Source organism: Escherichia sp. 93.0816 (assembly GCF_013368855.2).
In the GTDB taxonomy this organism is placed as follows: domain Bacteria; phylum Pseudomonadota; class Gammaproteobacteria; order Enterobacterales; family Enterobacteriaceae; genus Escherichia; species Escherichia ruysiae.
This window is the reverse complement of record NZ_JABWNC020000004.1, coordinates 94,092-112,989: the sequence shown is the minus strand read 5'-3', so window position 1 is coordinate 112,989 and position 18,898 is coordinate 94,092. Positions and strand designations below refer to the sequence as shown.

The 18,898-nt window shown below is 54.1% G+C and carries 21 protein-coding genes and 1 tRNA gene; 16 read left to right on the top strand and 6 right to left on the bottom strand.

What is annotated here, in order from left to right; translation table 11 throughout:
• Positions 1-85: 85 nt before the first annotated feature.
• Genes napF through ccmH form a run of 15 tightly spaced genes read left to right on the top strand, consistent with a single transcriptional unit; the run spans position 86 to position 12,225 of the window.
• Complete coding sequence (gene napF / locus HEM79_RS06810) at positions 86-580, top strand: ferredoxin-type protein NapF (protein ID WP_000686723.1); 495 nt, start codon at positions 86-88, stop codon at positions 578-580.
• Entirely contained in the window at positions 570-833 is a 264-nt protein-coding gene (gene napD, locus HEM79_RS06805) for a chaperone NapD (RefSeq protein WP_000557378.1), read from the top strand. The genes napF and napD overlap by 11 nt, the downstream gene beginning before the upstream one ends.
• Positions 830-3,316 carry a periplasmic nitrate reductase subunit alpha gene (gene napA, locus HEM79_RS06800; RefSeq protein WP_176242248.1) on the top strand — a complete coding sequence of 829 codons (2,487 nt, stop codon included), beginning with the start codon at positions 830-832 and terminating at the stop codon, positions 3,314-3,316. Before napD ends, napA begins: the two co-directional genes overlap by 4 nt.
• A gap of 6 nt (positions 3,317-3,322) precedes the next feature.
• The gene (gene napG, locus HEM79_RS06795; protein ID WP_000091291.1) at positions 3,323-4,018 is read left to right on the top strand and encodes a ferredoxin-type protein NapG; all 696 of its coding nucleotides are present in this window, start codon (positions 3,323-3,325) and stop codon (positions 4,016-4,018) included.
• Entirely contained in the window at positions 4,005-4,868 is an 864-nt protein-coding gene (napH, locus tag HEM79_RS06790) for a quinol dehydrogenase ferredoxin subunit NapH (protein ID WP_176242246.1), read from the top strand. Before napG ends, napH begins: the two co-directional genes overlap by 14 nt.
• The gene (napB, locus tag HEM79_RS06785; RefSeq protein WP_000835177.1) at positions 4,865-5,314 is read left to right on the top strand and encodes a nitrate reductase cytochrome c-type subunit; all 450 of its coding nucleotides are present in this window, start codon (positions 4,865-4,867) and stop codon (positions 5,312-5,314) included. Before napH ends, napB begins: the two co-directional genes overlap by 4 nt.
• A gap of 9 nt (positions 5,315-5,323) precedes the next feature.
• Positions 5,324-5,926: a cytochrome c-type protein NapC gene (napC, locus tag HEM79_RS06780; RefSeq protein ID WP_000528377.1), complete on the top strand. Its 603-nt coding sequence runs from the start codon at positions 5,324-5,326 to the stop codon at positions 5,924-5,926.
• A 12-nt stretch (positions 5,927-5,938) separates the two neighbouring features.
• Entirely contained in the window at positions 5,939-6,562 is a 624-nt protein-coding gene (ccmA, locus tag HEM79_RS06775; protein WP_309491255.1) for a cytochrome c biogenesis heme-transporting ATPase CcmA, read from the top strand.
• Positions 6,559-7,221, top strand: a complete 663-nt coding sequence (ccmB, locus tag HEM79_RS06770) for a heme exporter protein CcmB (protein WP_000971724.1) — start codon at positions 6,559-6,561, stop codon at positions 7,219-7,221. The genes ccmA and ccmB overlap by 4 nt, the downstream gene beginning before the upstream one ends.
• A 41-nt stretch (positions 7,222-7,262) precedes the next feature.
• On the top strand, positions 7,263-8,000 hold the full coding sequence (gene ccmC, locus HEM79_RS06765) for a heme exporter protein CcmC (protein WP_001295447.1): 738 nt from the start codon (positions 7,263-7,265) through the stop codon (positions 7,998-8,000).
• Entirely contained in the window at positions 7,997-8,206 is a 210-nt protein-coding gene (gene ccmD / locus HEM79_RS06760) for a heme exporter protein CcmD (RefSeq protein ID WP_000186540.1), read from the top strand. Before ccmC ends, ccmD begins: the two co-directional genes overlap by 4 nt.
• The gene (gene ccmE, locus HEM79_RS06755; RefSeq protein WP_001026418.1) at positions 8,203-8,682 is read left to right on the top strand and encodes a cytochrome c maturation protein CcmE; all 480 of its coding nucleotides are present in this window, start codon (positions 8,203-8,205) and stop codon (positions 8,680-8,682) included. The genes ccmD and ccmE overlap by 4 nt, the downstream gene beginning before the upstream one ends.
• A complete protein-coding gene (gene ccmF / locus HEM79_RS06750) occupies positions 8,679-10,622 on the top strand; it encodes a cytochrome c-type biogenesis heme lyase CcmF (RefSeq protein WP_176242244.1) in 1,944 nt (647 codons plus the stop codon). The genes ccmE and ccmF overlap by 4 nt, the downstream gene beginning before the upstream one ends.
• Entirely contained in the window at positions 10,619-11,176 is a 558-nt protein-coding gene (gene dsbE / locus HEM79_RS06745; protein WP_000824439.1) for a thiol:disulfide interchange protein DsbE, read from the top strand. The genes ccmF and dsbE overlap by 4 nt, the downstream gene beginning before the upstream one ends.
• The gene (gene ccmH, locus HEM79_RS06740; RefSeq protein ID WP_176242242.1) at positions 11,173-12,225 is read left to right on the top strand and encodes a cytochrome c-type biogenesis thiol:disulfide oxidoreductase CcmH; all 1,053 of its coding nucleotides are present in this window, start codon (positions 11,173-11,175) and stop codon (positions 12,223-12,225) included. Before dsbE ends, ccmH begins: the two co-directional genes overlap by 4 nt.
• A 34-nt stretch (positions 12,226-12,259) precedes the next feature.
• Here ccmH and narP read toward each other — a convergent pair whose 3' ends face one another.
• The 4 genes from narP to HEM79_RS06720 all read right to left on the bottom strand — a co-directional run bounded on the left by narP (position 12,260) and on the right by HEM79_RS06720 (position 15,248).
• Positions 12,260-12,907: a nitrate/nitrite response regulator protein NarP gene (gene narP, locus HEM79_RS06735; RefSeq protein ID WP_176242241.1), complete on the bottom strand. Its 648-nt coding sequence runs from the start codon at positions 12,905-12,907 to the stop codon at positions 12,260-12,262.
• 182 nt (positions 12,908-13,089) lie between these two features.
• Positions 13,090-13,166: transfer RNA gene (locus tag HEM79_RS06730), tRNA-Pro, on the bottom strand.
• Positions 13,167-13,240: 74 nt separating this feature from the next.
• Entirely contained in the window at positions 13,241-15,001 is a 1,761-nt protein-coding gene (yejM, locus tag HEM79_RS06725; RefSeq protein ID WP_000256208.1) for an LPS biosynthesis-modulating metalloenzyme YejM, read from the bottom strand.
• Positions 15,002-15,020: 19 nt separating this feature from the next.
• Positions 15,021-15,248: a YejL family protein gene (locus HEM79_RS06720; RefSeq protein ID WP_001135667.1), complete on the bottom strand. Its 228-nt coding sequence runs from the start codon at positions 15,246-15,248 to the stop codon at positions 15,021-15,023.
• A gap of 181 nt (positions 15,249-15,429) precedes the next feature.
• On the opposite strand from HEM79_RS06720, the gene yejK reads away from it, so the two are divergent.
• Positions 15,430-16,437: a nucleoid-associated protein YejK gene (yejK, locus tag HEM79_RS06715; RefSeq protein WP_176242240.1), complete on the top strand. Its 1,008-nt coding sequence runs from the start codon at positions 15,430-15,432 to the stop codon at positions 16,435-16,437.
• A gap of 163 nt (positions 16,438-16,600) precedes the next feature.
• Here the strand turns inward: yejK and rplY are convergent, their stop codons facing one another.
• Positions 16,601-16,885 carry a 50S ribosomal protein L25 gene (gene rplY / locus HEM79_RS06710; RefSeq protein WP_000494183.1) on the bottom strand — a complete coding sequence of 95 codons (285 nt, stop codon included), beginning with the start codon at positions 16,883-16,885 and terminating at the stop codon, positions 16,601-16,603.
• A 124-nt stretch (positions 16,886-17,009) separates the two neighbouring features.
• Positions 17,010-18,770, bottom strand: a complete 1,761-nt coding sequence (locus HEM79_RS06705; RefSeq protein ID WP_176242239.1) for a DEAD/DEAH box helicase — start codon at positions 18,768-18,770, stop codon at positions 17,010-17,012.
• Between the last annotated feature and the right edge of the window lie 128 nt (positions 18,771-18,898).

Sequence of the window (18,898 nt, the reverse complement as noted above, 5' to 3'; positions counted from 1 at the left end):
TAGCGGCTATAAAAATGGCTTATTAATTATGCGGTTTATTTGGTCGCTCTCAGTTTTCAGAGCGCGTTAATGATGGAAGGTCAATGTGAAGATTGATGCATCCCGTCGGGGCATACTCACTGGTCGCTGGCGCAAAGCCAGTAACGGTATCCGTCCGCCCTGGTCCGGTGATGAATCTCATTTTCTGACCCATTGCACCCGCTGCGACGCCTGTATTAATGCTTGTGAAAACAACATTCTGCAACGCGGCGCGGGCGGCTATCCGAGCGTTAATTTCAAAAATAACGAGTGCAGCTTCTGTTACGCCTGCGCGCAGGCTTGCCCCGAATCGCTATTTTCTCCGCGCCACACCAGGGCCTGGGATTTGCAGTTCACCATCGGGGACGCGTGCCTGGCGTATCAGTCAGTTGAATGCCGCCGCTGTCAGGATAGCTGCGAGCCAATGGCAATTATCTTTCGCCCGACGCTCTCCGGGATCTACCAGCCGCAACTTAATAGCCAACTTTGCAACGGATGTGGAGCATGTGCAGCCAGCTGTCCGGTATCAGCCATAACTGCGGAGTATCTCCATGCACACTAACTGGCAAGTTTGCAGCCTGGTCGTGCAGGCCAAAAGCGAACGAATTTCAGACATCAGCACCCAACTGAACGCCTTTCCCGGCTGTGAAGTCGCTGTCAGCGACGCGCCGAGCGGTCAGTTGATTGTGGTGGTGGAAGCAGAAGACAGCGAAACGCTGATCCAAACCATTGAGTCAGTACGCAACGTAGAGGGCGTGCTGGCGGTGTCGCTGGTTTATCACCAGCAGGAAGAGCAAGGTGAGGAAACACCATGAAACTCAGTCGTCGTAGCTTTATGAAAGCTAACGCCGCTGCGGCCGCTGCGGCGGCTGCCGGTCTCAGCGTGCCGGGCGTTGCCCGCGCCGTTGTTGGTCAGCAGGAAGCCATTAAATGGGATAAAGCGCCGTGCCGTTTCTGCGGTACTGGTTGCGGCGTTCTGGTCGGAACGCAGCAGGGGCGTGTGGTGGCCTGTCAGGGCGACCCGGACGCACCGGTTAACCGTGGTCTGAACTGCATTAAGGGCTATTTCCTGCCCAAAATCATGTACGGTAAAGACCGTTTGACGCAGCCGCTTCTGCGTATGAAAAACGGTAAATATGACAAAGAAGGCGAATTTACCCCAATCACCTGGGATCAGGCCTTCGATGTGATGGAAGAGAAATTCAAAACCGCCCTGAAAGAAAAAGGGCCGGAATCGATCGGTATGTTCGGTTCTGGTCAGTGGACTATCTGGGAAGGTTATGCCGCGTCCAAGCTGTTCAAAGCGGGCTTCCGTTCTAACAACATCGACCCGAACGCACGTCACTGTATGGCGTCGGCGGTGGTTGGCTTTATGCGTACCTTTGGTATGGATGAGCCGATGGGCTGCTATGACGACATTGAGCAGGCTGACGCTTTTGTGCTGTGGGGCGCGAACATGGCGGAGATGCACCCGATCCTCTGGTCGCGCATCACCAACCGTCGTCTCTCTAACCAGAACGTCACCGTGGCGGTGCTTTCTACTTATCAGCATCGTAGCTTCGAGCTGGCGGATAACGGCATCATCTTTACGCCACAGTCTGACCTGGTGATCCTGAACTATATCGCCAACTATATCATTCAAAACAACGCGATAAATCAGGACTTCTTCAGCAAACACGTCAACCTGCGCAAAGGGGCGACGGACATCGGCTACGGTTTACGTCCGACCCATCCGCTGGAAAAAGCAGCGAAGAATCCGGGGTCTGACGCTTCCGAACCGATGAGCTTTGAAGATTACAAAGCCTTCGTTGCCGAGTATACGCTGGAAAAAACCGCCGAAATGACCGGTGTGCCGAAAGATCAGTTAGAACAACTGGCGCAGCTGTATGCCGATCCGAACAAGAAAGTCATCTCCTACTGGACGATGGGTTTCAACCAGCATACCCGTGGCGTGTGGGCCAACAACCTGGTCTACAACCTGCACCTGCTGACTGGCAAAATTTCCCAACCGGGTTGCGGTCCGTTCTCCCTGACCGGGCAGCCTTCCGCGTGTGGTACTGCGCGTGAAGTGGGCACCTTTGCTCACCGTCTGCCTGCGGACATGGTGGTGACCAACGAGAAACACCGTGATATCTGCGAGAAGAAGTGGAATATCCCGAGCGGCACCATTCCGGCGAAAATCGGTCTGCACGCGGTGGCACAGGACCGTGCGCTGAAAGACGGCAAGCTGAATGTTTACTGGACCATGTGTACCAACAACATGCAGGCCGGGCCGAACATTAATGAAGAGCGTATGCCGGGCTGGCGCGATCCGCGCAACTTCATCATCGTCTCCGATCCGTATCCGACAGTCAGTGCGCTGGCAGCGGACTTGATCCTGCCGACCGCAATGTGGGTAGAAAAAGAGGGCGCTTACGGTAATGCCGAACGCCGTACTCAGTTCTGGCGTCAGCAGGTACAGGCACCGGGCGAAGCGAAATCGGATCTCTGGCAGTTAGTCCAGTTCTCCCGCCGCTTCAAAACAGAAGAAGTATGGCCGGAAGAGCTGCTGGCGAAGAAACCGGAACTGCGTGGCAAAACGCTGTACGAAGTTCTGTATGCCACCCCGGAAGTGAGCAAATTCCCGGTATCCGAACTGGCGGAAGATCAGCTGAACGATGAATCCCGCGAGCTGGGCTTCTATCTGCAAAAAGGGCTGTTCGAAGAGTACGCATGGTTTGGTCGCGGTCACGGTCACGATCTCGCACCGTTCGATGACTACCACAAAGCGCGCGGTCTGCGCTGGCCGGTAGTAAACGGTAAAGAAACGCAGTGGCGTTACAGCGAAGGTAACGACCCGTACGTGAAAGCGGGCGAAGGCTACAAGTTCTACGGTAAACCAGATGGCAAAGCGGTGATCTTTGCACTGCCGTTCGAACCGGCGGCGGAAGTACCGGATGAAGAGTACGACCTGTGGCTCTCTACCGGACGCGTACTAGAGCACTGGCACACCGGCAGTATGACTCGCCGTGTACCAGAACTGCACCGCGCCTTCCCGGAAGCGGTACTGTTTATTCACCCGCTGGATGCGAAAGCGCGCGATCTGCGTCGCGGCGACAAAGTGAAAGTGGTTTCTCGCCGTGGCGAAGTGATCTCGATTGTCGAAACGCGCGGTCGTAACCGTCCGCCGCAGGGGCTGGTGTACATGCCGTTCTTCGACGCCGCACAGCTGGTAAACAAACTGACGCTGGATGCGACCGATCCGCTCTCGAAAGAGACGGACTTCAAGAAGTGCGCGGTCAAACTGGAGAAGGTGTAAGCCATTATGTCCCGGTCAGCGAAACCTCAAAATGGTCGCCGCCGCTTTCTGCGCGATGTTGTTCGCACAGCAGGTGGGCTGGCTGCCGTGGGTGTGGCGCTGGGGTTACAACAGCAAACCGCACGTGCATCTGGCGTGCGGTTGCGCCCGCCCGGAGCCATAAACGAGAACGCCTTTGCCAGTGCCTGCGTACGTTGCGGTCAGTGTGTTCAGGCTTGCCCTTACGACACCTTAAAACTGGCGACGCTGGCCTCTGGCCTGTCGGCGGGCACGCCGTATTTTGTCGCGCGTGATATTCCTTGCGAAATGTGTGAGGACATTCCGTGCGCCAAAGTGTGCCCGAGCGGTGCGCTGGATCGTGAGATTGAATCGATCGACGACGCGCGGATGGGGCTGGCGGTGCTGGTGGATCAGGAGAACTGCCTCAACTTTCAGGGGCTGCGCTGCGATGTTTGCTATCGCGAATGCCCGAAAATTGATGAGGCAATCACCCTGGAGCTGGAGCGCAACACGCGTACCGGTAAGCACGCCCGTTTTCTGCCAACGGTTCACAGCGATGCCTGTACCGGCTGCGGTAAGTGCGAAAAAGTGTGCGTGCTGGAACAACCGGCAATCAAGGTGTTACCGCTGTCACTGGCGAAAGGGGAGTTAGGTCACCATTACCGCTTCGGCTGGCTGGAGGGGAACAATGGCAAATCGTAAACGTGACGCCGGGCGCGAGGCGCTGGCGAAAAAAGGCTGGTGGCGCAGTCACCGTTGGCTGGTGTTGCGTCGCCTTTGTCAGTTCTTCGTGCTGGGGATGTTTTTGAGCGGCCCGTGGTTTGGTGTATGGATCATGCACGGCAACTATAGCAGTAGCCTGTTATTCGACACCATTCCGCTGACCGATCCGCTGATGACGCTGCAAAGCCTTGCCAGCGGTCATCTGCCTGCCACGGTGGCGCTGACCGGTGCGGTGATTATCACCGTGCTCTACGCCCTGGCAGGAAAGCGATTATTTTGTAGCTGGGTCTGCCCGTTGAACCCAATTACCGATTTAGCGAACTGGTTACGCAGGCGCTTTGAGCTCAATCAGTCTGCGACCATCCCGCGCCACATTCGGTACGTGCTGTTGGTCGTGATCCTGGTGGGATCGGCCTTAACCGGCACGCTTATCTGGGAATGGATCAACCCCGTTTCCTTGATGGGGCGCAGTCTGGTAATGGGATTCGGCAGCGGCGTGCTGCTTATTCTCGCACTGTTTTTATTTGATCTACTGGTCGTTGAACACGGCTGGTGCGGGCACATTTGTCCGGTTGGCGCGCTGTATGGCGTGCTGGGTAGCAAAGGCGCTATCACCGTTGCGGCAACCGATCGGCAGAAATGTAACCGCTGTATGGATTGTTTTCATGTTTGCCCGGAACCGCATGTGCTACGTGCCCCGGTGCTGGATGAACAAAGCCCGGTGCAGGTCACCAGCCGCGATTGCATGACGTGCGGTCGCTGCGTGGATGTCTGTTCTGAGGATGTATTTACAATAACTACACGATGGAGTTCGGGAGCGAAATCATGAAAAGCCATGACCTGAAGAAGGCGCTGTGTCAATGGACGGCGATGCTGGCCCTGGTGGTGAGCGGCGCAGTTTGGGCGGCTAATGGCGTCGATTTTAGCCAGTCGCCGGAAGTATCCGGGACGCAGGAAGGGGCCATTCGGATGCCAAAAGAGCAGGAACGAATGCCGCTGAACTATGTGAATCAGCCGCCAATGATCCCGCATAGCGTTGAAGGTTATCAGGTAACGACCAATACCAACCGCTGCTTACAGTGTCACGGTGTTGAAAGCTATCGCACCACTGGCGCGCCGCGCATCAGTCCTACTCACTTTATGGACAGCGACGGCAAAGTGGGCGCAGAAGTGGCTCCGCGTCGTTACTTCTGTCTGCAATGTCACGTGCCGCAGGCCGATACCGCGCCAATCGTGGGGAATACCTTTACCCCGTCAAAAGGTTACGGGAAATAAGAGGTTATTATGGGAAATTCTGACCGTAAGCCTGGTCTGATTAAGCGCCTGTGGAAATGGTGGCGTACCCCCAGCCGTCTGGCGCTGGGTACGCTGCTGTTGATTGGTTTTGTTGGCGGCATCGTTTTCTGGGGCGGCTTTAATACCGGTATGGAAAAAGCCAACACCGAAGAGTTCTGCATTAGCTGCCACGAAATGCGCAACACGGTGTATCAGGAATACATGGATTCCGTGCACTACAACAACCGTAGCGGCGTGCGTGCGACCTGCCCGGATTGTCACGTTCCGCACGAGTTTGTGCCAAAGATGATACGCAAGCTCAAAGCAAGTAAAGAGCTGTATGGTAAAATTTTTGGCGTTATTGACACGCCGCAGAAATTTGAAGCTCATCGCCTGACGATGGCACAGAATGAGTGGCGGCGCATGAAGGACAATAACTCGCAGGAGTGCCGTAACTGTCACAACTTCGAGTATATGGATACAACCGCCCAGAAATCTGTTGCCGCTAAGATGCACGACCAGGCGGTGAAAGATGGGCAAACCTGTATTGATTGCCATAAAGGGATAGCGCACAAGCTGCCCGATATGCGCGAAGTCGAGACAGGTTTTTAACAGGGTTATTGCGTGGGTATGCTTGAAGCCAGAGAGTTACTTTGTGAGCGGGATGAACGAACCTTATTTAGTGGTTTGTCGTTTACGCTGAATGCAGGAGAGTGGGTACAAATTACCGGTAGCAACGGTGCGGGGAAGACAACGCTTCTCCGTTTGCTGACGGGATTGTCTCGCCCTGATGCGGGTGACGTTCTCTGGCAAGGGCTGCCCTTGCATCAGGTACGCGACAGCTACCATCAAAATCTGTTATGGATAGGCCATCAGCCGGGGATCAAAACCCGGCTGACGGCGTTAGAAAATCTGCACTTTTATCATCGCGATGGTGATACCGCACAATGTCTGAAAGCCCTGGCGCAGGCCGGGCTTGCCGGATTCGAAGATATTCCCGTTAATCAACTCTCTGCCGGGCAACAACGCCGCGTGGCGCTGGCGCGTCTGTGGCTGACCCGTGCCACGTTGTGGATCCTCGACGAACCTTTTACCGCGATTGACGTTAACGGCGTCGATCGTCTGACCCAGCGAATGGCGCAGCATACGGAGCAGGGGGGGATTGTGATTCTGACCACTCACCAGCCGCTCAACGTTGCTGAAAGTAAAATCCGCCGCATTTCGCTGACGCAAACGAGGGGCGCATGATGTTCTGGCGCATTTTCCGTCTTGAGCTGCGCGTGGCGTTTCGCCATAGCGCCGAAATCGCTAATCCGCTGTGGTTCTTCCTGATTGTTATTACCCTTTTTCCGCTCAGTATTGGTCCGGAGCCGCAGCTGCTGGCGCGCATTGCACCGGGAATTATCTGGGTTGCGGCGCTGCTTTCTTCACTGCTGGCGCTGGAGCGGCTGTTCCGTGACGATTTGCAGGACGGCAGTCTTGAACAATTGATGTTGTTGCCGTTACCCTTGCCCGCCGTTGTGCTGGCGAAGGTGATGGCGCACTGGATGGTAACCGGTCTGCCGTTACTCATCCTCTCGCCTCTGGTGGCATTGCTACTGGGAATGGACGTTTATGGCTGGCAAGTGATGGCGCTGACGCTGCTGCTGGGAACCCCAACGCTTGGCTTTCTCGGCGCACCTGGCGTGGCACTGACGGTGGGGCTTAAGCGCGGCGGCGTGCTATTGAGCATTCTGGTGTTACCGCTGACCATCCCATTACTCATCTTTGCCACCGCCGCGATGGACGCGGCTTCGATGCATTTACCCGTTGACGGGTATCTGGCAATTTTAGGTGCGTTGCTGGCAGGCACCGCGACATTAAGCCCTTTTGCAACGGCGGCAGCGTTACGAATCAGCATTCAATAACGCTGAATTACTGATTTTTGTTCAAGTCTGGTATCGAAACTATGTGGAAAACACTGCATCAACTGGCGATCCCACCACGGCTGTACCAAATCTGTGGCTGGTTTATACCGTGGCTGGCAATCGCCAGTGTGGTTGTGCTTACCGTTGGCTGGATCTGGGGATTCGGCTTTGCCCCCGCTGATTATCAACAGGGAAATAGCTACCGCATTATCTATCTGCATGTGCCTGCGGCGATCTGGTCGATGGGCATTTATGCATCAATGGCGGTGGCGGCGTTTATTGGCCTTGTCTGGCAGATGAAAATGGCCAACCTGGCGGTGGCGGCGATGGCCCCCATTGGTGCCGTGTTTACCTTTATTGCCCTGGTTACCGGCTCTGCATGGGGAAAACCGATGTGGGGCACCTGGTGGGTATGGGACGCACGCCTGACTTCTGAACTGGTGCTGCTGTTTTTGTATGTGGGTGTGATTGCCCTGTGGCACGCCTTCGACGACCGCCGTCTGGCGGGCCGTGCGGCAGGTATCCTGGTGCTGATTGGCGTGGTGAATCTGCCGATTATTCATTACTCCGTGGAGTGGTGGAACACACTGCATCAGGGATCAACGCGGATGCAGCAAAGTATCGATCCGGCGATGCGTTCGCCGCTGCGCTGGTCGATTTTCGGCTTCCTGCTGCTGTCTGCCACGCTGACGCTGATGCGGATGCGTAATTTGATTTTGCTGATGGAAAAACGTCGTCCGTGGGTGAGTGAACTGATACTGAAAAGAGGCCGTAAATGACCCCTGCATTTGCTTCCTGGAATGAATTTTTCGCAATGGGCGGTTACGCCTTTTTTGTCTGGCTGGCGGTAGTGATGACCGTTATTCCGCTGGTGGTTTTAGTCGTGCACTCGGTGATGCAGCATCGCGCAATTCTGCGTGGCGTGGCGCAACAGCGGGCGCGTGAGGCGCGTTTACGTGCTGCGCAACAGCAGGAGGCTGCATGAATATTCGCCGTAAAAATCGGTTGTGGATTGCCTGTGCCGTGCTGGCGGGGCTGGCGCTGACGATTGGCCTGGTGCTGTATGCGCTGCGCTCGAATATCGACCTTTTCTATACGCCGGGGGAGATTCTCTACGGCAAGCGTGAAACCCAACAGATGCCGGAAGTCGGGCAGCGTCTGCGCGTTGGCGGGATGGTGATGCCGGGTAGCGTGCAGCGCGATCCCAATTCGCTGAAAGTGACCTTCACCATTTACGATGCTGAAGGCTCAGTGGATGTCTCTTACGAAGGCATTTTGCCGGATCTGTTCCGTGAAGGGCAGGGCGTTGTGGTGCAGGGCGAGCTGGAAAAAGGCAATCATATCCTCGCGAAAGAAGTGCTGGCGAAACACGACGAAAACTACACGCCGCCAGAAGTTGAGAAAGCGATGGAAGCTAACCACCGTCGCCCGGCGAGTGTTTATAAGGACCCAGCATCATGATGCCGGAAATTGGAAACGGGCTGCTGTGCCTGGCGTTAGGGATTGCGCTGCTGCTGTCCGTGTATCCGCTATGGGGCGTGGCGCGCGGAGATGCGCGCATGATGGCGTCTTCCCGCTTGTTTGCCTGGCTGCTGTTTATGTCTGTGGCTGGCGCATTTCTGGTGCTGGTCAATGCTTTCGTGGTCAACGACTTTACCGTCACCTATGTTGCCAGCAACTCCAATACCCAGCTTCCGGTGTGGTATCGCGTGGCGGCTACCTGGGGCGCGCATGAAGGTTCACTGCTGCTGTGGGTGTTGCTGATGAGCGGCTGGACGTTTGCGGTAGCGATTTTTAGCCAGCGTATTCCGCTGGATATTGTTGCTCGCGTACTGGCGATAATGGGGATGGTCAGCGTCGGATTTTTGCTGTTCATTCTCTTTACCTCAAACCCGTTCTCCCGCACGCTGCCGAACTTCCCGATTGAAGGGCGCGATCTTAACCCACTGTTGCAGGATCCGGGGCTGATCTTCCATCCACCTCTGCTCTATATGGGCTACGTCGGTTTCTCGGTGGCGTTTGCTTTTGCCATCGCTTCTTTGTTGAGTGGGCGTCTGGACAGCACTTACGCACGCTTTACCCGTCCGTGGACGCTGGCGGCGTGGATCTTCCTGACGCTCGGCATTGTGCTTGGTTCCGCATGGGCCTATTACGAACTCGGCTGGGGCGGCTGGTGGTTCTGGGATCCGGTAGAAAACGCCTCGTTTATGCCGTGGCTGGTTGGTACTGCGCTGATGCACTCGCTGGCGGTCACTGAACAACGCGCCAGCTTCAAAGCGTGGACATTACTTCTGGCAATCAGTGCCTTCTCGTTGTGTCTGTTGGGGACTTTCCTCGTGCGTTCCGGCGTGCTGGTATCGGTACACGCGTTTGCGTCTGATCCGGCGCGCGGTATGTTTATCCTCGCCTTTATGGTGCTGGTGATTGGCGGTTCGCTGCTGCTGTTTGCCGCGCGTGGACACAAAGTTCGCTCACGCGTAAACAATGCGCTGTGGTCGCGGGAATCTTTGCTGTTAGCGAACAACGTTTTGCTGGTCGCCGCGATGCTGGTGGTGTTGCTGGGGACGCTGCTGCCGCTGGTGCACAAGCAACTGGGACTGGGCAGTATTTCGATTGGCGAACCGTTCTTCAACACCATGTTTACCTGGCTGATGGTGCCGTTTGCGCTACTGCTTGGTGTCGGTCCTCTGGTGCGCTGGGGGCGCGATCGCCCACGTAAAATCCGCAATTTATTGATTATCGCCTTCATCTCTACGGTGGTGCTGTCTCTGCTGTTGCCGTGGCTGTTCGAAAGCAAAGTTGTGGCGATGACGGTGCTCGGCCTGGCAATGGCCTGCTGGATTGCGGTGCTGGCAATTGCGGAAGCTGCGCTGCGTATTTCACGCGGCACGAAAACCACCTTCAGTTATTGGGGGATGGTGGCGGCTCACCTGGGGCTGGCAGTGACAATTGTTGGCATTGCCTTTAGCCAGAATTATAGCGTTGAGCGTGATGTGCGCATGAAGTCCGGCGATAGCGTCGATATTCATGAATATCGCTTCACCTTCCGTGATGTCAAAGAGGTGACTGGCCCGAACTGGCGCGGCGGTGTGGCGACTATTGGCGTAACGCGAGAGGGTAAACCGGAAACGGTGCTGTATGCGGAAAAACGTTATTACAACACTGCCGGTTCGATGATGACCGAAGCGGCGATTGACGGCGGCATCACCCGTGACCTGTACGCGGCGCTCGGTGAAGAGCTGGAAAACGGCGCGTGGGCTGTGCGTCTTTACTACAAACCATTTGTTCGCTGGATTTGGGCGGGCGGGCTGATGATGGCGTTGGGCGGACTGCTGTGTCTGTTTGATCCTCGCTATCGTAAGCGCGTGAGCCCGCAAAAAACTGCGCCGGAGGCTGTATGAAGCGCAAAGTATTGTTAATTCCGTTGATTATCTTCCTGGCGATTGCCGCGGCGCTGCTGTGGCAGCTGGCGCGTAATGCCGAAGGGGATGATCCGACCAATCTGGAATCGGCGCTCATTGGCAAGCCTGTGCCGAAGTTTCGCCTCGAATCACTGGACAATCCGGGGCAGTTTTATCAGGCGGATGTGCTGACTCAGGGTAAACCGGTGCTGCTTAACGTCTGGGCGACCTGGTGTCCGACCTGCCGTGCGGAACATCAATATCTGAATCAGCTTTCTGCGCAGGGCATCCGCGTGGTCGGCATGAACTATAAAGACGATCGCCAGAAGGCAATCAGCTGGCTGAAAGAGCTGGGGAATCCTTACGCGCTAAGCCTGTTTGATGGCGACGGCATGTTAGGGCTGGATCTCGGCGTGTATGGCGCGCCAGAAACGTTCCTCATCGATGGCAACGGCATCATTCGCTATCGCCATGCGGGCGATCTCAATCCTCGCGTCTGGGAAGAAGAGATCAAGCCGCTGTGGGAGAAATACAGTAAGGAGGCCGCACAATGAGGTTTTTATTGGGCGTGCTGATGCTGATGATCTCCGGCTCGGCGCTGGCGACCATCGACGTGTTGCAGTTTAAGGATGAAGCGCAGGAACAGCAGTTTCGCCAACTCACTGAAGAACTACGCTGCCCGAAATGCCAGAACAACAGCATTGCCGATTCCAACTCGATGATTGCCACCGACCTGCGTCAGAAAGTGTATGAACTGATGCAGGAAGGTAAAAGTAAAAAAGAGATTGTCGATTATATGGTGGCGCGTTACGGCAACTTCGTCACTTACGATCCGCCGTTAACGCCGCTGACCGTGCTGCTGTGGGTGCTTCCGGTAGTGGCTATTGGCATTGGCGGTTGGGTCATTTACGCCCGCTCGCGGCGTCGGGTACGCGTGGTGCCGGAAGCGTTTCCTGAACAAAGTGTGCCGGAAGGTAAGCGTGCCGGATATGTTGTTTATCTGCCGGGTATTATGGTGGCGTTAATTGTGGCAGGCGTCAGCTACTACCAGACTGGCAATTATCAGCAGGTAAAAGTCTGGCAGCAGGCCACAGCGCAGGCTCCGGCATTGCTGGACAGGGCGCTGGATCCGAAAGCCGATCCGCTCAACGAAGAAGAGATGTCACGTCTTGCGCTGGGGATGCGTACTCAACTGCAAAAAAATCCAGGAGATATTGAAGGCTGGATTATGTTGGGGCGCGTTGGGATGGCGCTGGGTAACGCCAGTATCGCGACTGATGCATATGCCACAGCGTATCGCCTCGATCCGAAAAACAGCGATGCTGCGCTGGGTTACGCGGAGGCGTTAACGCGTTCTTCTGACCCCAACGATAACCGCCTGGGCGGCGAGTTGTTGCGTCAACTGGTGAGAAGCGACCATAGCAATATTCGCGTGCTGAGCATGTATGCGTTTAATGCCTTTGAGCAGCAGCGATTTGGCGAAGCCGTTGCTGCGTGGGAAATGATGTTGAAACTCTTGCCTGCCAACGATACTCGCCGTGCGGTGATTGAGCGCAGTATCGCGCAGGCGATGCAGCATTTGTCGCCGCAACAAAGTAAATAAAAAGAGGCCCGATGGTGATGCCATCGGGCTATTTTTATTGTGCCCCGCGTTGTTGCAGGAACAGAATGGTGGCCGCCACGCGTGAGCGGACATTGAGTTTACGCAGCAGATTGCGAATGTGCACTTTTACCGTCTGCTCAGAAATATTCAACACCGAGGCAATTTGCTTATTCGACAGCCCTTGCGCCAGTTCGTGCAGAACATCCAGCTCACGCTCCGTCAGCACGCTGAAGGGGTCTTCTTCCGCACCGAACATTTCACGCTCGCGTAAGTACTGATTGACGCGTTCGCTAAAGACTTTGCTGCCTTTTGCTCCGGCGCGAATTGCTTCCAGTAATACTTCCGGGTCGCTGTCTTTTAGCAGATAGCCGTCTGCGCCTGCGTCTATCAGTGCAAAGATATCGCTGGAGGCATCTGATACGGTCAGGATAATAATTTGCGCGGTAACGCCATCCCTGCGCAAGGCATTGAGGGTATCCAGGCCACTCATACCTTTCATATTGAGATCCAGCAAGATAACGTCGATATCCAGTCGATTAGCCAGATCGATAGCACTAGCGCCGTCGCCTGCTTCGGCGACCACTTCAAAACCAGTATCAAGCTCCAGTAACTGACGAACACCGCGTCGCATAAGTGGATGATCATCCACAATCATCACCTGAAAAGGCGTTGCTTCAGGCATAGTAGTCTCCTGAGGTTTTATTAGAATCATTATGTTTGAGCGTAGCGTTGGTAACGCTACCAGGCGCGTGAATGTTACCCCATTTTATGTATGGGCATGTAGTAAAACTGCAAGTGAGGGTAGCAAGACAATGCTATGGATATAAAAAAACCAACCGTAAAGGTTGGTTTTCTTGGGATTTTTGGTCGGCACGAGAGGATTTGAACCTCCGCCCCCCGACACCCCATGACGGTGCGCTACCAGGCTGCGCTACGTGCCGACTCGTGGCTGTTTATACTACCGTTTTCCACAACGATTGCAAGTAAGATATTTTGCTAACTGATTTATAATTAATCAGTTAGCGATGAAACGCTTCTCGTCTGTCAGCACTTGCAATAACAAACTTAACTGTGGTTTTTCGTCTTTCACTCTTTCGCCACGTAAGTTGTAAGTGCGGTATTTACCGTTATTGTTCAGTACCAGCGTCATTTTCGGGGTGGTAATTGCCAGCGTATCGTTATCCGCCGCAGTCACCCAGTAATGACGGCGCTCAGGGTTGAACAAATCCTGACCTTGCGAATATTCGCTCGCCGGTGTGCTGACGTGTAGCAGACGTTGCATCAGCGTGGTCATCAGATCGGTATGGTCGGTCAGGGTATTAATTCGCTGTGCCGGTGTGCCTGGCCAGTGAATCACTAACGGCACCTGAAGATGACCGTGGGACCAGTCAAAGGTTTCTTCCTCTTCGCTCAGCGGAATACCCCGGCCGGCAGTAATAATCACCACCGTATTGTCCAGCTTGCCGGACGCTTTCAGCGCATCAAGCACGCGGTTAATCTGGTCATCGACATTACCTGCCGCGCGGCTATATTTCCGTGTAAATGCTTGCTGGTTGCTGTCGTCAATGTTGGTGCCATTGAAAGATACCCATGAGAACCAGCGATTATCTTCTTGCGCGTAGCGGCTCAGCCAGTTGATCCACTGTGTGGCAGTCTGCTCATCGGATTGCGTGCGAACGCTCGGCATTGAGAAGTCTGACAACAATGCCTGACGATACAACGGGCTGGTAAAGCCATCGGATGAGAATAACCCCAGTTGATAGCCTTGCTGGTTAAGCGCGGTAATTAATGCCGCAGGCGTACGGGTCGACAGAATGCCGTCCATATAACTTGGCGAGATACCATAGAACAGGCCAAAGATGCCGTTGTCTGTCGTGTTGCCGGAACTCATATGGCGCGTGAACGAAATATTTTGCTCAGCAAAACCTGCCAGCGCAGGCATCTGCTTCTCAAAGCGTGAGTAGTTCAGGCCATCTACAGTAATCAGCAAGACGTTTTGCCCGGTGCCCATATCGCGATAGCGCAGTTCGCTTAACGGATACTGAACGGAAACGGCGTCTGGATTACCTTGCTCAATAAGACGGCGTTGATACTCTTGCGCATCAAGCAGACCATGCTTCTCAAGAAAACGTCGCGCCGTCATCGGATACGAAAGCGGCAGGTTGGCGCGCTGCATGGTGATTGGGCGATAGAAGTTAGCATCGGCCCAGATATACACCACATGCGAGGCGATAAAGGCGATGAATAAGAATGCGGCCAGCGGACGGGCGAAGCGCCGACGACGTGTCAGGCTGCGCAGCTTTTGCCAGCTCCACGTCGCAAACACCAGTTCAAGCAATAATATTACTGGCACACTGATGAACATCAGTTGCCAGTCGCGCGCCATCTCATTTTCGTCCGGGTTGATAACCAGCTGCCAGACGATGGGATTAAGATGGAGATGGAAACGGGTAAAGACTTCGCTATCGATCAGTAATAGCGTCATTCCCGCTGTTGCCAGAATGACGGACAAAAACCTCATCAGCCTCTGGGAGCCGACAATAAAGGTCAGCGGGAAGAGGATCAGCAAATAGGTGGCGAACACCAGGAAGCTGAAATGACCGATAATGCTTACGTAGGAATAAATACGACCCGCAAGCGTTGTCGGCCAGTCGGCGATAAACAGGTAACGGCTGCCAATGACGAGCGAAAGCAGAATATTGAACAGTGCAAACCAGTGCCCCCAACTGACCATCTGGGAGACTTTTTCACGGTAGCGCTGACGATGAGTTACCATAACCTGTTATCTGTTTCCCTTAGTGCGCTTTGTCTTCGTTGATAGAGGACTGTAAGGCGCGGGCAAAAGAGTTGGCAATCGCCTGGCGCTGAGCCGGGGCAATGCTGGTGTTGATAAGGTTGGTGACCATATTGCCTAACACCATCAGGGAAAGGTCGGTCGGAGCCTTATGTTTTTCCAGTACGTTGAGCAGCTCTGCGAGCAATTGTTCAACCTGTTCATCACTGTAGCGGGAAATTTGTGGCATAAATCGAAATCAGTTAGTTGATGAAAGGGCAACATATTACCGTAGCAACGGTTTTTTTTCTGCTTTTTTATACTTTAAATCATTCGCGTTACGCCACCTTCTGTAAAATGACCGCCATCTTTTATTGCGTCGCTTAACCGGCGGTGGTTGAATACCGCCCGGTCTTAAAGGAGAGTTTATCATGAGTCTGGATATCAACCAGATTGCTCTGCACCAGCTTATCAAGCGTGATGAGCAGAACCTTGAGCTGGTGCTGCGCGATTCATTGCTGGAACCGACGGAAACCGTCATTGAGATGGTGGCAGAGCTGCATCGTGTCTATAGCGCCAAGAACAAAGCCTACGGTTTGTTTAGCGAGGAAAGTGAGCTGGCGCAGACGCTGCGCTTACAGCGGCAGGGCGAAGAAGACTTTCTGGCATTTAGTCGGGCAGCAACTGGTCGCCTGCGTGACGAACTGGCGAAATATCCTTTTGCTGACGGCGGCTTCGTGCTGTTTTGTCACTATCGCTATCTGGCGGTTGAGTATTTGCTGATTTGCGTACTGAACAATTTAAGCAGTATGCGCGTTAACGAAAACCTCGACATCAACCCGACCCATTATCTCGATATTAATCATGCGGATATTGTTGCGCGTATCGATTTAACCGAATGGGAAACCAATCCAGAATCGACCCGTTATCTTACTTTCCTGAAAGGGCGGGTAGGGCGCAAAGTGGCTGATTTCTTTATGGATTTCCTCGGTGCCAGCGAAGGGTTGAATGCGAAAGCGCAAAACCGTGGGCTGTTGCAAGCGGTCGATGATTTCACTGCCGAAGCACAACTGGATAAAGCTGAACGGCAGAACGTTCGCCAGCAGGTTTATAGCTACTGTAATGAGCAATTGCAGGCGGGCGAAGAGATCGAGCTGGAGTCGCTGTCGAAAGAACTGGCAGGCGTCAGTGAAGTGAGCTTCACGGAATTTGCGGCTGAAAAAGGCTATGAACTGGAAGAGAGCTTCCCGGCAGATCGTAGCACGCTGCGTCAGTTGACTAAGTTTGCCGGTAGCGGTGGTGGCTTAACCATCAACTTTGATGCAATGCTGTTAGGCGAACGGATTTTCTGGGACCCGGCGACCGATACCCTGACCATTAAGGGCACGCCGCCGAACCTGCGCGATCAGCTTCAGCGCCGGACGTCTGGCGGTAATTAATCGGTTTTACGTAATGAATGCCAGATGCGGCGTGACGCCTTCTCTGGCCTGCAAATAACGGTAATACCTGTATGCCTGATAAGACGCAGTGCGTCGCATCAGGCATAATCTGCAGATACAAAAAACCCCGCCGGAGCGGGGTTTTTTACAACTTATTCAGCGATTAAGCGCGAACGAAGTCGATGTGCTGCAGCTTCGGTTTGTACGGGTGACGCTGTACGTCCTGAGCTTTAACTTTGATTTCTTTACCGTCAACAACGATGGTCAGAACTTCGCTGTAGAATTCAGCTTTAGCTTGCATGTTCATGACTTTGTCGTGATCCAGCTCGATAGCCAGCGGCGCTTCTTTGCCACCGTAGATGATTGCCGGGAATTTGTTAGCGGCGCGCAGGCGGCGGCTCGCACCCTTACCCTGCTCTTTACGTACTTCTGCGTTGATAGTAAACATTTCTTTCTCTCTTAAATTAATCCTGCTACAGGCGACCCAGCAACAGGTAAGTGATCTGCTTTGCGTATGCAAAAGCGGGCGAGATTCTATACTCAATCGCCTTATACATCAATCAAAACTACTATTAACCGCGTAATTCATGCGCCCGACGAAAACGACCTTCGTAATCGAACACTTTTTCACGCACTTGCCAGTACTGGCCTTTCATTCGCGCAACAACAAAATCCGGATGGCGCAGTAACGCTTGCTGAGCGAGGATATCGGCAGCGGTGATCCAGCGCAGAGGGATGCCCGGTGTGCGCGTATGCGGGCGGATAAAAAGCTGCTCGAAGGCGGTACGCTGGGCGGGCGTTTGCAGACGGAAACGCTCACTCACATCCGCGCCGTCTTCATCGTAATAGGTGATTTTCAGCCATTCGCCTTTTTCGTCGTGACCATGCTGCAAAGACATGCCGCTACAGCGTAATACCAGCGCGTCTTTGAGTCGTAGCGCCGCTTTTAACATATCATCCGGATCAACCAGTACCGCGTCACATTCGCGGCAGCGTCGGGCGGCAATATCGTTTTCCGCGTTACATTGTGGGCAATTTTTAAAACGGAAACGGAAGTCACACTGTTCGCGATGACCGTCATCATCTTCAAACCATCCCTGACAGCGACGACCAAAGTGTTCAATCAATGTCCCGTCGGCGGTCGTTTTCCCCCAAAAGGTGTTGGCAAAACCACAGGCAGGGCAGAAAACCTGTACTGGAACGTTGTCACTTTTGCCTTTTGGGGTGCCAACTTCCGGCGCGTAGAGATCGTGAGGATTACCTGCATAATCAAGAATTAAGCAATCAGTCTTGCCGGGAGCCAGACGCAGACCGCGCCCGACAATTTGTTGGTAAAGACTCACTGATTCAGTAGGACGCAGAATGGCGATAAGATCGACATGCGGGGCGTCAAATCCGGTGGTCAGTACCGCGACGTTGACCAGATAGCGAAAACGCTGGGTTTTAAAATCGTCAATTAATACATCACGTTCAGCGCCGGGTGTGTCACCGGTAATGAGTGCTGCATCTTCGGCGGGCAGCAATCCCACAATCTCTTTTGCGTGTTCAACCGTCGCGGCGAAAATCATCACCCCTTTGCGCGTTGCGGCGAACTCCATGATCTGGCTGATGATGTGCGGCGTAATACGTTGTTGTTTTTTCAGCTCGCGGTTGAGATCTGCTTCACTGAACAGCCCATTGCTCTGTGCCTGCAAGCGGCTGAAATCGTATTGTACTACCGGCATATCAAGCCGTTCTGGTGGCGTCAGATAACCGTGTTTAATCATATAACGCAGCGGCAGCTCATAAATGCAGTCACGGAAAAGGGCTTTCTCGTCGCCGCGTACCATGCCGTGATAATGGAACTGATAAATCCAGCCTTTGCCCAGCCGAAAAGGCGTGGCAGTCAGCCCCAACAGGCGTAAGTGGGGATTCACTTTTGTCAGGTGAGTAAGGATTTGCTGATACTGGCTCTCTTCGTCGTCGCCAATACGGTGGCATTCATCGACAATCAACAGCGAAAATTCACCCTGAAAGGCATCGAGATTGCGTGCGACCGACTGCACGCTGCCAAACACCACTTTACCGTGGCTCTCTTTACGCTTCAGCCCGGCGGCAAAAATATCGGCTTCCAGCCCCAGCGCCTGATATTTTGCATGGTTTTGCGCCACCAGCTCTTTGACGTGCGCCAGCACCAGCACGCGACCACGCGCCAGCCGTGCCAGTTCTGCTATCACCAGGCTTTTACCTGCACCAGTAGGCAGCACGATAACGGCAGGAGTTTTATGACGACGAAAATGGCTGAGCGTGGCATCCACGGCTTCTTGCTGATATGGACGGAGTGTAAAAATCATGGTCTCGCGTAGGTAGATTATTCTGCTAATAGTATGCCACGGATCTTTTTCTCTTGAGGGAAGTTATTAGACCGCTATACTGAGCGAACAACAGTTCAGATTTTCGGGTCATTACCCGACCTCCGTTT